Raw genomic sequence first — 12,771 nt, forward strand, 5'->3', positions numbered from 1 at the left:
AGCATATGCAAGGTTTTAAAGTTTATTTTTTAGGAACAGGAACCTCACAAGGTATTCCAGTAATAGGTAGCAATCATCCTGTTTGTTTAAGTAACGATAAAAGAGACAAACGATTACGTGTTTCGGTTTGGATTTATTCCGATGATTTTTCGTTTGTAATCGATTGTGGTCCCGATTTTAGACAACAAATGTTAAATTCAAATTGCCCTAAAATTGATGCTCTCTTATTTACCCATGAACATGCCGATCATACTGCAGGTCTTGATGATATTCGCCCTTTTTATTTCAAGCAAGGAGATATTGCTGTGTATGGGCACAAAAGAGTATTGGATAATCTAGCAAAACGTTTTGATTATATTTTTTCCAATGAAAATAAATATCCTGGTGCGCCATCTGTTACACAACATGTAGTAGTGGAAAACCAGCCTTTTTTAATAGATAAGGTAAAAGTAAACCCGATTAATGCCAGTCACGGTAATTTGCAAGTTTTTGGATATCAAATAGAAGGTTTTGTATACTTGACTGATGTAAAAACCATAGAAGCAACCGAAATAGGAAAAATTAAAAATTGCAAAGTTTTGGTAATAAACTGTTTAAGGGAAACACCGCATAACACACATTTTAATTTAGAAGAAGCTTTAGAATTTATATCTTTGGTGCAACCCGAGCGAGCATATTTAACACATATCAGTCATTTGTTTGGTTTTCATAGCGAGATTGAAAAAAGGTTACCGGAAAATGTTTTTGTGGCTTACGATAATTTAGAAATTTTAATATAACTATATAATATGAAGAATACTTTCTTATACTTATTTGTGTTTTCACTTTTAATCAATATTTTTCAATACGTAAACTCTAATAAAATTTTAGATGCTGCAACTAAAGATATGAATAGTAAAGTGGCTAATTTAAATGAGAAACTGAAAATAGCTAGAGACTCCGTTGCTGTTGCGCAGTATAATGACTATTTTGATATTGAAAAAGATCAAGATGCACAAGAATATTTCTATTCGAAAAATTTAGATTATGAAAAAGTAATGGCAAGAGTAAATGAAGATTTAGTAAGCTTGAATACAAACAAAAAAGGTAATTCATTGATTCCATATGAACCAATAGATGGAAAGCCTTTTATCATTAATAAAGCTAAGGTTTTAAATCATAGATGGATTATTGCTGAATATTCAAATGGTGATATGTGGGGACAGATTTTGGTGAAATATTTCTTTAATGATGACAAGCCAACAGATTTTGAAACTGTTGAAACCATCATGTATGAAAAAGCAAGTAAAAAATAGATTTAAGCTCCATTAGGAGCTTTTTTTATAGATATTGATTATACTTATATTAAAACTTTCCATTTTCAGTACTGTGTAATCCATTTTTGAATTAGTATTTTTGAAACAAAATTAAAAAGATGAAAATAGTTATATCTCCTGCAAAATCGTTGGATTTTGAAACTGCTGTACCTACAGAAACCTTTACACAATCTGAATTTTTAGTTAAATCGGAAACTATTCAGAAAACATTAAAGAAGAAAAAACCAAAGCAATTAATGGAGTTGATGCATATTTCGGAAAAGTTAGCAGATCTAAATTGGCAACGTAATCAAGATTGGCAAACACCTTTTACTCCAGAAAATGCTCGACAAGCGGTATATGCATTTAATGGAGATGTATATGTAGGTTTAGATGCATATACGATTCCTACAGATAAATTGGATATACTTCAAGATAAATTACGTATTCTTTCGGGGTTGTACGGTCTTTTAAAACCTTTGGATTTGATTCAACCTTATCGATTGGAAATGGGAACTTCATTGACTGTTGGAACCAAGAAAAATTTATACGAGTTTTGGAAAAAAAATGTCACTGATGCACTTAATAAAGAGTTAGATAAAGGTGAACTGTTCATCAACTTGGCCAGTAACGAGTATTTTAGCGCTGTAGATACAAAAGCTTTAAAAGTACCGGTTATTACACCTGAGTTTAAAGATTACAAAGATGGAAAACTTAAAATGATAAGTTTTTTTGCAAAAAAGGCTAGGGGATTAATGGTTCGCTACATTATTGATATGAATGCGAAAACATTAGACGATTTGAAAAAGTTTAATTATGAAGGTTATGCTTTAGATGCTAATTTGTCTACAGACACCAAGCTGGTATTTACAAGATAAAAAAATCCCGAGTTAAACTCGGGATTTTTTATTATACATGAATTGAAAGAATAATGAAAGTAATACTGTTAGTACGGCACCAATAAAGTTCAACCATAAAAAGCTAACTACATCGATATAATAGATATAGAAAATGGTTAATTGGCTTAAACAAGCACCTATAAATATGGCTTTTCCTTTTACATACTTGATGTAGAATCCAACTAAGAAAATTCCTAAAACGGTTCCATAAAAGATAGAACCAATAATGTTTACCAATTGGATTAAGTTTTCAAATAAAGTACCGATACATGCAAAACCTATTGCAACAAGTCCCCAAAATAAGGTGAAATATTGTGTAGCATACACATAGTGTTTATCGGATTTATCGCCAACATTACGCTTGTAAATATCAATTGCAGTAGTGGCAGCTAATGAGTTTAAACCAGAGGCACTAGATGACATAGCAGCACTGAAGATTACGGCTAAGAGTAAACCAAGCAATCCTTTTGGTAAATAGTGTAAAATGAAATATAAGAAAACGTAATCTTTATCATTGGTTTCAGTAGAACCATCAATACTAGCAATTACATCTTTTGCAGATTCCCTCAGGCCTTTTTCCTTATCAGCCAAAGCTACCATTTGTTTTCTTAAAGTTGGATTATCGTAGTCGTTGTGTTTCAACTGTTCGATATAAATTTGATTGACTACTTTTTTATCAACATTTATCTCAGCTAATTTATGTTCTAAGTCTTCATAAATTTCCTTTTTATCGGAAGCTTTAACACGGTTTACATTATTCGGATTAAAATGTAGTGGTGTGTCATTAAATTGAAAGAAGACAAATACTAAAACTCCTGTAAGTAGGATAAAGAATTGCATAGGAACTTTTAAAATTCCATTCATAATTAATCCCATTTGGCTTTCTTTAATCGATTTTCCAGATAAATATCGACCAACTTGCGATTGATCGGTTCCAAAATAGGAAAGCATTAAAAAGAACCCCCCAGTGATACCACTCCAAAAAGTGTATCGTGTTTCTGGATTATAGGAGAAATCTAGAATATTCATTTTACCATTTGCACCTGCAATATGTAGGGCATTTGAAAAATCAAGATCTTCAGGTAAGTAGGAAAGTATGGTAAAAAATGTAATAAACATCCCCGACATGATGACGAACATTTGCTGTTTTTGGGTGACATTTACAGCTTTTGTACCACCAGTAACGGTATAGACGATTACAAGTATTCCAATAACAATGTTTAACATGGTTAAATTCCATCCTAAAAGAGCCGAAAGTATAATGGAAGGGGCGTAAATGGTTAATCCCGTTCCTAAACCACGTTGTATTAAAAATAAAATAGCGGCTAGGGAACGTGTTTTTACATCAAAACGTTGCTCTAAATATTCATAAGCGGTATATACTTTCAGTTTGTGATAAATAGGTATAAAAGTGTAGGCAATAACTATCATGGCTAGCGGTAAACCAAAATAAAATTGCACAAATCCCATTCCATCGTGATAAGCTTGACCTGGAGTAGATAAAAAGGTAATTGCACTGGCTTGAGTGGCCATTACCGAAATTCCTACTGTGAACCAAGGTGTTTCATTATTATCCAAAAGATAATCCTTAACATTAGCGCTACCTTTTGTTTTCATTGCGCCATAAACTACTATGAAAAGCAGTGTACACGAAAGTACAATCCAATCTAAACTTTCCATATTATGAATAAATTTCCATTAATAAATAGAACACTAAAATGTAGATGGCATTGAGTAACAATACAATCGTATAACTTTTTTTCCAATGCTGTTTTTTTTCCATAATTAATCTAAAGCAATTAAATTGGCTAGTAATTTATAGGCACCGCTTACGCCTTCTGGGAGTTCCCTGAAAAAGCTTAAACCTGTGTATACATAGTGTCCTTTTCCATAATTTGCAATAAGTAAAGCGCCATTTGTTGGAGCTTCACCATCGTCCTGCATGGCTAATATAGGCATAAAATCAGAACTCCATTTATTTGGGAAATACAATCCTCTTTCTTGAACCCAACCTTCAAAATCTTGTTCCGTTATGGTGTTTGGAGATTTTAAAATATTTGATTTTGATTTCAAAAATGTCACTTTTGCATTTTCATTGGTTATACGATCGCGCGAAAGGGATAACTCAAATGGTGCTATTTCTTGGGTTACCAAATTATGAGCAGTATTATACTGAACAATTAAGTTACCACCGTTTTTAACATAGTTAAATAGAATTTTATTTTTGAACTTTAACTCATCCAATACGTTGAAAGCTCTAATTCCAATTATGATAGCATCAAACGCCTGTACCTTTTCAACGGTTACATCTTGTGGTGTTAAATAACTTACGTTGAAGTTGAGGTTTTCCAAATATTTCCCCACTTCGTCACCAGCACCAATAATATAACCGATGTTTTTGCCTTTTGTTTTAATATCAAGGTTTACCCATTTGGCTTCAGATGGTTGTAAAATAGTTTGTTTGGGAATATGTGGATATTTGATTTCAATCAGCTCTTGATCAAAAACAGAATCATCACTAGTAATTTTTGCTGCAACTACTGAATTTTCTTCTTTTTTAGCAGAAGTAACACGAAAGGTAAAGGTTTTACTATCGTTTTTGGTTGTTATTTCAAAAGAAATATTCTGTGGCTCAATTGTCCAATTAGGATTTGTAACTAATTCCAAATTACCTTTAAAATTATCACGGTGTGTCGTTACTTTTACGGTTATTTCTTTGGTTTGATTGGCATTAAAAATACTAACCTTGTTAACAATTTCAGAAGTTGCATCTGGTAAGAGGGTAAACGGCGTATAGGTTTCTCCTTCTTCGGGAGTATTAATTTTGTACACTAAATTTTTAACGAAATCAATCTTTTTACCATTAATGTCCAATGAAAAAATTACTGGAAATTGTAGTTTTTCTTCTGGTAAAATACGAATAGCTTTATTGCTTACTTGATACATTCCTACTGTTGGGCGTTCTTTTAGCCAAAATAAATTGGAATATTCAATAGTACTTGGAATGCTAAAACCTTTCTCTTCAAAAGTAACGTTAGTATTGTTTTCTAAAACGGTATTTTTTGAAATAGTTTTATTGTTTAAAACTGAAACGTTCAACAATTTTACATTTGCATTGCTGCGGTTAATGGTTTCAAAAGCTATATCTATTGTGTTGTTTTTTGTACTGTAAGGAGTTGAGGCAACTGCTTCAAGATACAAACCGCTACAAGCTTCTATAATACGGGAAAGTTGTTCTAGCTTAATAGTTTTCCAATGCTCATCTTTTAATTGTTCAATCAATTGATATGCTTCAATTAATTGAGGAATGTGTATTGATGGGTTTTTAAAATTAAAATTAGTTTCCACAGCGTTTAAAATTGCACCAATTTGTGCTCCACCTTGCACACGATTCCACGAAGTGTCAATTCCTTCAAAAATATTATCAGAAGAAGGTAGTTTTCCTTTCAAAATTTCAAGGTATTCTGTTTCATTACCTCTTGTTCCAGTAGTTCCAAAACCTTGGCATTTGTGTTGACTGCGGCTTAGAGCAGCAATTTCAAAATTACTTTTGCCTATTATCGGAAAATATACGTTTGCATTTATTGCATATAAATTTGATTTGTCGGCTTTGTCAAACTTTTCATGGCTACCATAAAACCACCATGATGTATTGAAGAACACGCGACTCGGTTTTACTTTGACCAAATCGTAGGCCTCCAAACTTAGCATAGCTGAAGCGGTATGATGCCCATGTGTTGTACCGGGAGTACGGTGGTTGAAACGATTCACAATGATATCAGGTTGAAAAGTTTCAATAGTTTGAATAACATCTGCTAAAACTTCTTCTTTGTTCCAAATGGCAAAAGTTTCGTTCGGTTCTTTGGAATACCCAAAATCATTTGCCCGAGTAAAAAATTGTTGACCACCATCTACGTTTCGAGCAGCTAGTAATTCCTGCGTACGGATAGCACCCAATTTCTCACGTAATTCCGGACCTATAAGGTTTTGACCGCCATCACCACGTGTTAAAGACAAGTAAGCAGTTTGTGCGTGGTAGTGATTTGAAAAATACGAAATTAATTTGGTGTTCTCATCATCGGGATGAGCCGCAACATATAATACTTTTCCAAGAAAGTTTAGCTTTTGAATTTGACTATATATTTCGGTAGCATTGGGCTTTTTTGGAGCTTGAGCAACTGTTACCGTTGCAAGTACTAAAAGTATAAATGGAATAAATTTTCGGAGCATATTTTTTTGTTTGAATCAAAAATAAACAATAAAAAAAAAGAGCGCTTTTGTAACACTCTTTTTAACATTATTTTAAAGTTTGTATTTAGTCGGTGAATTCAGAAGTTTCATGTTCAATTTTCTTAACCGATATTCCTTTTTGCATTAGTAAATTATTAGGATACGTAATGATTTCATTATCCTTAGTCTTTAATAAAATGTAAAAAGCTTTAATATCTTCAATTTCAGCTTCAATCGGGAAATCTTTGTCATGTATCTTAATAATATCGCCAATTTTAAAAGGATAAGCGAAAAACAGAATTACCCCTGACGTTATATTACTCAAAATAGACCATTGTGCTACTGTAGCAACACCTACAACTGCAAAAACAGAAGAAAGAAATACTAAAAATTGATTTTTTTCAACACCCCAAATAATCACTATTCCTGTAAGCGCTATAGTACCCAGTAATATGTTGATGTACTTAATAATTAAATTGGTGCGGTGTTCGAGCGCTTGGTTAACCGTAGCATATTTGCGTACAATTTTACCAATTATTGATTTGAATAAGAAGAAAACAATAATGATTATAAGCGTTACTATTTCTTCATGTAAATACGGATTTTCAATAAACTTCAGCATATTCTAATAATTTATCATAAACTTTATCAATTGGCATTCCAACCACATTTGCATAGGAACCTTCAATTTTTGAAATTCCAATTAGTCCTATCCATTCTTGAATACCGTATGAACCTGCTTTGTCAAAAGGTTTATAGTTCTCTAGATAATAGTGAATGGCTTCATCACGCAAAGGTTTGAACGTAACTTTAGTTGTTTCAAAAATAGTTTCAGTTGACCTTGAAGTTTTAAAACAAACCGAAGTAATGACATTGTGGGTTTTACCCGAAAGCGATTGTATCATATTGAATGCATCGTTGTAATCTTTGGGTTTACCCAATGCTTTTCCTTCATGCCACACGATAGTATCACTTGTAATTAATACATCATTCTCTTCTAATGTATTAAAAGCGTTGGCTTTTAATTCGGCAAGAAAATTGGTAATTGCTTCCGCTTTCAGTGAATCGGGGAAAATTTCTTCTACCTCTTTGAGTTGGATTGAAAAATCAATATCCAATTCTTTGAAAAATTGCTGTCTTCTTGGCGAGCCCGAAGCTAAAATGATATTCTTATGTTGTAATTTTTCCCTAAGCATGATGCGTTGTAGCGTAAGTTATAACAGCAATTGAAAGTATTCCAAAAAATAAAACAGCCTTTAATAAAAAGCTTAAGTTTTTAAACTCTTTATTGGATTTAGCAGACCAACTTTTGATGGTAAAAATTAATAAAGGTGCTATTATGAAAAGTAAAGCATAGAATAAAACATAGCTGTACTGCGCTAAATTAGCATTTACATAGTAAATAAATAGCAACACTGGAATAAACGATAAACCGAAAACAATTTTCATGGTTCTGTTTTTTCCAATTAAAACAGGCAGTGTAGGAATTCCAGCCGCATAATCTGCATCGGTATCTTCTACATCTTTTACCAATTCTCTTAAAAAGTTAATAATAAAAGCAAAAATGGCATAATCGGTAAGAATACCAAAAACTTGACGCATTTGTGCTTTGTTGCCTTGCCAAAAAGCGTTTCCTTCATGTGTAGAAGGCACTAAATCGAAAAGCCCTAAAATGAGTATACTAAACGATAAGATTGCTGCAACCACTATATTTCCTAAAACAGCGATTTGTTTTAAAGTTGTAGCATAAAAATAGAGAAGGGCAGCGGTGAATATAAACAGCGAAGCAAAACTTGGCTTGTCAATTGCATTTGACAAATAGAAACCAATACCCACTCCTGTAACGTTTAAAATCACATACAAGTTATAAGCTGCTTTTTCTGATATGGTTTTACCTACAACACGTTTTTTTGCAATTTCATCAGTCTCTTGATCCATGATATCGTTTATCACATAACCCGCAGCTGCAATGCAAACCGTTGCAAGAACCAATAGAAAAAATTGCGCGTGTGATAAAGCTAAAAAGTTATAGGTAGGCGTCAGTTCGGTATAAGTCGCCGATTTCATAAACGTATAGCGAAATAAAATTTGCATCAAGGCAAGCATGGCTAAGTTTTGAAAACGGACAAGTTTTAGGTATTTCATTTTAAGTATTCTCGTTAATTGATTGTTTTGGGGTATTGAAAAAGTTAATCGTATTTCGCATCAAAATGCTCCATCCATTTGTGTTGCACTTTCATTACTTGTTCCACAACATCACGCACACATCCCATACCGCCATCTTTATGCGAAATATATCGGGATAGACTTTTAATTTCAGGTGCAGCATTTTGTGGGCAGGTAGGTAAACCTACTAACTTCATCACGTGATAATCTGGAATATCATCCCCCATGTATAATGTTTGTTCCGGTTTAATGCCATATATGTCGCAATACTCTTTAAAAGTTTCCACTTTGTCGGAAACCCCAAGGTGAATATCGGTAATGCCTAAGTTACGCAGACGTACGCGTACTCCTTCATTACTTCCACCAGAAATAATACACACATTGTAACCGTTTTCAACAGCTGCTTTCATGGCATAACCATCGCGAATGTTCATATTGCGAAGCATCTCTCCGGTTTGGGTTACGTGTATGGTTCCATCGGTTAATACACCGTCTACATCAAAAACAAAAGTTGTGATGTCGTTCATTAATTCTTTATAGCTTTTTGACATTTTGTATCGATTGCGTTAGTAATTTGTAAATATCTTGATAATTTGAATTTTCTAAAAAAGCAATATGCTTGTTCAAGGTTTTGGTATCGTTGCGTAGCGCTGGTCCCGTTTGAGCTTCGGCAGGTGGTAGTTCCGTGATTTTGTGTGCTACTTCTTGAATTAGCGGTTGCAAAATTTCAAAAGGAATTTGATGCTCCCGGCAAATTTCACTCCCGATGTAATACATATGGTTTACAAAGTTGCTCACAAATACGGCGGCAACGTGCAAACTTTTGCGTTGCTCCGAAGAAATGCGATACACATTTTTAGAAATAGCATGTGCCAATTGTTCTAAAAGTTTATAGTCGTTCTCATTTTCGGCTTCCAAGCAAAGCGGTATGTTGCTAAAGTCAACGGTTTTGTTTTTTGAAAAGGTTTGCAACGGATAAAATACTCCTTTTCGGTTGTTTAACCCGAGAGCCGTTAGTTCAGTAGACCCCGAAGTGTGCACCACCAGTTGCTGTTGAAAAGGCAATTGTGCCGCTACCTCAGCTATTGCATTATCGGTAACGGATACAATACAAACATCAACTTTTTCCAGCTGAGTTATATTACTAACAATTTTGTTTTGCGGTACCAAATGGGATACACTTTTAGGTTGGCGTGCAAACACTTGAACTAACTCAATTTCAGTTGATTGCAAAAACACTTTAATTAAGTGTTGCGCCACATTACCACTGCCGATTACCGTTACTTTTTGCATAAAGCGAAAATACTATTTTTTGTTTAAAGAATTGATTTCAGAATAAAGATTAATGATTTTTGATTTCAGATAGGTTAAAATGTGTTTTCATTAAAAATTAACGTTTGTAGCTTTATTGTGTTATTTTATTATTAACTTTAACAAAATTAATTCGTTAGCTATGAAAAAAATCTACTTCTTATTTTGCTTAGTGTTTAGTTTTGGGACTATTGCACAAATTGTAAATATACCCGATGCGAATTTTAAAGCGAAATTATTGAGTGCGAGTCCTAGTAATTATGTTGCGGCAACTAATTTGTTGTCATTATACCCAATGTCTTTCACTCTTAGTGCGGGACCATATATAACTCTTGATTCAAATGGTGATGGCGAAATTCAAGTATCTGAAGCTCAGTCAGTAGAATACCTAAACGTAGGTTCGTCTAATATATCAGATTTTACTGGAATCGAGTTTTTTACTAATTTAAAAGGTTTTGTATGCAGTAATAATTATTATTTTAACGGTAACTTAGATTTGTCTGGTCTTCAAAACCTTAAAATGTTATTTGCAGCAAATTTATACAATATGTCTAGTATAAATTTAAACGGACTTACCAGTTTAGAGTGTTTAAATGTGACTAATGCTAATTTAACAAACTTAAATTTACCAAATTCCAATAATTTGATAAACATTATTTGTTCTGGGAATCAGATTTCTTCAATAAATTTTTCATCATCAGCTAATCTTAAAAGGATAGAATGTGATAACAATCAAATTTCTACAATTGATTTAACTGTAAATTCTTTTTTAGAATATCTTGATTGTTCTAATAATGTTTTAAGTACAATAGACATTACTCCAAATACTCTGCTAGGTAACCTTAATTGTTCTAATAATGTTTTAAGTACAATAGACATTACTCCAAATACTCTGCTAAGTAACCTTAATTGTTCATGGAATCAAATTAGCGTATTAGATTTATCTCAAAATACATTACTTGAAAATTTGGATTGTTCATCAAATCCTTTATTTAATATTAATGTTACAAATAATCCTAATTTACAAGATTTTAGATGTAGATCCAATTCACTTACCTCATTAAATGTAACTCAAAATCCTTTATTAATACTCTTGGACTGTGGTTACAACAGTTTGTCTTCATTAGATATTTCGCAAAATGTAGCTTTAATCAATTTTTATTGTTTTTATAATCAATTAGTAGATATAGATTTTACTTCAAATATAAATTTAGGGAATTTGCAGTGTAATAATAATGATTTTATTTCTTTAGACTTTTCTTCGACTAAAATCTCTTCGCTTCAGTGTCAAAACAATCCAAATTTAGAATTTTTAATTGTTAAAAATAACACAATAAATTCTTCGGGGATATTTAACATTGCTAATAATAATAACCTTCAATATATTTGTGCTGATGCTGAAGAACTAAGTTATATACAAAGTAAAATAGATTTTTATGGTTATAGTTTAATTTGTCACGTAAATAGCTATTGTTCATTTGTTCCTAATGGAACTTTTTATGAAATTTTTGGAAATGCTAATTTTGATTTTGATAGTAATGGTTGTGATGTTTCTGATATAAATTATTCAAATTTGTGGTTTAATATTACTAATTATACAAATACAGGAAGTTTTATTGCTAATTCAACAGGCAACTATTCAATTCCAGTTTTAGCAGGAATGCATACGGTAGCTCCCGTTTTACAAAACCCTAATTATTTCAACATTTCACCAACTAGTTTTACAGTAGATTTTCCTTCACAAGCTAGTCCGTTTACACAAGATTTTTGTGTCACTGCTAATGGAATGCATTCTGATGTAGAAATAGCTGTTATTCCTACAATACCAGCTCGTCCAGGTTTCGATGCTCATTACAGAATTATTTATAAAAACATTGGCAATCAAGTAGAAAATGGAAATGTTTCTTTTGATTTTGATGATAATGTGTTGGATTTTGTATCAAGTTCGATTGTATTTAATAGTCAGTCAACATCTAGTAACAATACAACTAGTTTAGTCTGGAATTATACAGGCTTACTTCCATTTGAAACTCGCGAAATTGATATTGTTTTAAATGTCAATTCCCCTACAGAAATGCCAGCGGTTAATATTGATGATATTTTAGGTTTATTTGCTCAAATTAGTACAACAAATACAGACGAAGATATGTCAGATAATACTTCTGACTTACGACAGGTTGTAGTCGGTTCGTACGATCCCAATGATAAAACGTGTATGGAAGGAGAAACCATTAATCCATCAATGATAGGGGAATATGTACATTATGTGATTCGTTTTGAGAATACGGGAACGTATCCGGCAGAAAATATTGTAGTTCGTGATGATATCGACCCTACGCAATTTGACATTGCTACTTTAGTACCTTTAAGCGGTAGTCATGAGTTTTACACACGTATCAATGGAAATAGAGTAGAATTTATTTTTGAAAACATCAACCTAGATTTTGATGATGCAACTAATGATGGTTATATAGCTTTTAAAATCAAAACGTTGTCTACTTTAACAGTGAACAGCACCATTAGCAATACGGCAAAAATATATTTTGATTACAACTATCCTATTGTAACCAATACTGCTACATCAACGTATCAGGTGTTGAATGCACAAAGTTTTGTTTTTGATTCAGCATTTACCTTGTATCCAAACCCGGTGAAAGAGATAATGAATTTACAAGCCAAAAATGACATAACAATCCAATCAATTGAAATTTACAACATAGTTGGGCAGTTGATTCTAGCGTTACCAAATGCAAGTACAACAGTTGATGTATCAAGTTTAGAAAGTGGTTCATACTTCATTAAGATCAATACCGATAACGGTAGTGCTAGTACAAAGTTTATTAAAGAATAAAGATTACTAAGAATATATA

The 12,771-nt window shown here is 32.5% G+C and carries 11 protein-coding genes; 4 read left to right on the top strand and 7 right to left on the bottom strand.

Going from position 1 to position 12,771, the window contains the following annotated elements; translation table 11 throughout:
- The first annotated feature begins 5 nt into the window (after positions 1–5).
- The 3 genes from ACFS5J_RS00605 to yaaA all read left to right on the top strand — a co-directional run bounded on the left by ACFS5J_RS00605 (position 6) and on the right by yaaA (position 2,173).
- Positions 6–779: an MBL fold metallo-hydrolase gene (locus ACFS5J_RS00605; protein ID WP_379809965.1), complete on the top strand. Its 774-nt coding sequence runs from the start codon at positions 6–8 to the stop codon at positions 777–779.
- A gap of 9 nt (positions 780–788) precedes the next feature.
- Positions 789–1,295 carry a hydrolase gene (locus tag ACFS5J_RS00610; protein WP_379809966.1) on the top strand — a complete coding sequence of 169 codons (507 nt, stop codon included), beginning with the start codon at positions 789–791 and terminating at the stop codon, positions 1,293–1,295.
- Between the two features lie 119 nt (positions 1,296–1,414).
- Positions 1,415–2,173, top strand: a complete 759-nt coding sequence (gene yaaA, locus ACFS5J_RS00615; protein ID WP_379809967.1) for a peroxide stress protein YaaA — start codon at positions 1,415–1,417, stop codon at positions 2,171–2,173.
- A 12-nt stretch (positions 2,174–2,185) separates the two neighbouring features.
- Here the strand turns inward: yaaA and ACFS5J_RS00620 are convergent, their stop codons facing one another.
- From ACFS5J_RS00620 to ACFS5J_RS00650, 7 genes are all read right to left on the bottom strand, one after another.
- Complete coding sequence (locus tag ACFS5J_RS00620; protein ID WP_379809968.1) at positions 2,186–3,874, bottom strand: sodium:solute symporter; 1,689 nt, start codon at positions 3,872–3,874, stop codon at positions 2,186–2,188.
- A 105-nt stretch (positions 3,875–3,979) separates the two neighbouring features.
- On the bottom strand, positions 3,980–6,424 hold the full coding sequence (locus ACFS5J_RS00625) for a PIG-L family deacetylase (RefSeq protein WP_379809969.1): 2,445 nt from the start codon (positions 6,422–6,424) through the stop codon (positions 3,980–3,982).
- 85 nt (positions 6,425–6,509) lie between these two features.
- The gene (locus ACFS5J_RS00630) at positions 6,510–7,046 is read right to left on the bottom strand and encodes a mechanosensitive ion channel domain-containing protein (RefSeq protein WP_379809971.1); all 537 of its coding nucleotides are present in this window, start codon (positions 7,044–7,046) and stop codon (positions 6,510–6,512) included.
- Entirely contained in the window at positions 7,030–7,620 is a 591-nt protein-coding gene (locus ACFS5J_RS00635) for a Maf family nucleotide pyrophosphatase (protein WP_379809973.1), read from the bottom strand. Before ACFS5J_RS00635 ends, ACFS5J_RS00630 begins: the two co-directional genes overlap by 17 nt.
- Positions 7,613–8,569: a geranylgeranylglycerol-phosphate geranylgeranyltransferase gene (locus tag ACFS5J_RS00640; RefSeq protein ID WP_379809974.1), complete on the bottom strand. Its 957-nt coding sequence runs from the start codon at positions 8,567–8,569 to the stop codon at positions 7,613–7,615. Before ACFS5J_RS00640 ends, ACFS5J_RS00635 begins: the two co-directional genes overlap by 8 nt.
- 44 nt (positions 8,570–8,613) lie before the next feature.
- The gene (locus tag ACFS5J_RS00645; protein ID WP_379809975.1) at positions 8,614–9,141 is read right to left on the bottom strand and encodes a KdsC family phosphatase; all 528 of its coding nucleotides are present in this window, start codon (positions 9,139–9,141) and stop codon (positions 8,614–8,616) included.
- Positions 9,125–9,883, bottom strand: coding sequence for a Rossmann-like and DUF2520 domain-containing protein (locus ACFS5J_RS00650; protein ID WP_379809976.1), 759 nt, complete (start codon positions 9,881–9,883; stop codon positions 9,125–9,127). The genes ACFS5J_RS00645 and ACFS5J_RS00650 overlap by 17 nt, the downstream gene beginning before the upstream one ends.
- A 160-nt stretch (positions 9,884–10,043) precedes the next feature.
- Between ACFS5J_RS00650 and ACFS5J_RS00655 the strand changes: the two genes are divergently transcribed.
- On the top strand, positions 10,044–12,752 hold the full coding sequence (locus ACFS5J_RS00655) for a DUF7619 domain-containing protein (protein ID WP_379809977.1): 2,709 nt from the start codon (positions 10,044–10,046) through the stop codon (positions 12,750–12,752).
- Positions 12,753–12,771: the final 19 nt, after the last annotated feature.

It is taken from the genome of Flavobacterium chuncheonense (assembly GCF_042686145.1).
Taxonomy (GTDB): Bacteria; Bacteroidota; Bacteroidia; order Flavobacteriales; family Flavobacteriaceae; genus Flavobacterium; species Flavobacterium chuncheonense.

Bases quoted from the DNA above. Each gene is read 5' to 3' on its own strand.
- ACFS5J_RS00625 (WP_379809969.1), bottom strand. From the start codon at position 6,424: ATGCTCCGAAAATTTATTCCATTTATACTTTTAGTACTTGCAACGGTA.
- ACFS5J_RS00655 (WP_379809977.1), top strand. From the start codon at position 10,044: ATGAAAAAAATCTACTTCTTATTTTGCTTAGTGTTTAGTTTTGGGACT.
- ACFS5J_RS00620 (WP_379809968.1), bottom strand. From the start codon at position 3,874: ATGGAAAGTTTAGATTGGATTGTACTTTCGTGTACACTGCTTTTCATA.
- ACFS5J_RS00635 (WP_379809973.1), bottom strand. From the start codon at position 7,620: ATGCTTAGGGAAAAATTACAACATAAGAATATCATTTTAGCTTCGGGC.
- ACFS5J_RS00645 (WP_379809975.1), bottom strand. From the start codon at position 9,141: ATGTCAAAAAGCTATAAAGAATTAATGAACGACATCACAACTTTTGTT.
- yaaA (WP_379809967.1), top strand. From the start codon at position 1,415: ATGAAAATAGTTATATCTCCTGCAAAATCGTTGGATTTTGAAACTGCT.
- ACFS5J_RS00630 (WP_379809971.1), bottom strand. From the start codon at position 7,046: ATGCTGAAGTTTATTGAAAATCCGTATTTACATGAAGAAATAGTAACG.
- ACFS5J_RS00605 (WP_379809965.1), top strand. From the start codon at position 6: ATGCAAGGTTTTAAAGTTTATTTTTTAGGAACAGGAACCTCACAAGGT.
- ACFS5J_RS00650 (WP_379809976.1), bottom strand. From the start codon at position 9,883: ATGCAAAAAGTAACGGTAATCGGCAGTGGTAATGTGGCGCAACACTTA.
- ACFS5J_RS00640 (WP_379809974.1), bottom strand. From the start codon at position 8,569: ATGAAATACCTAAAACTTGTCCGTTTTCAAAACTTAGCCATGCTTGCC.
- ACFS5J_RS00610 (WP_379809966.1), top strand. From the start codon at position 789: ATGAAGAATACTTTCTTATACTTATTTGTGTTTTCACTTTTAATCAAT.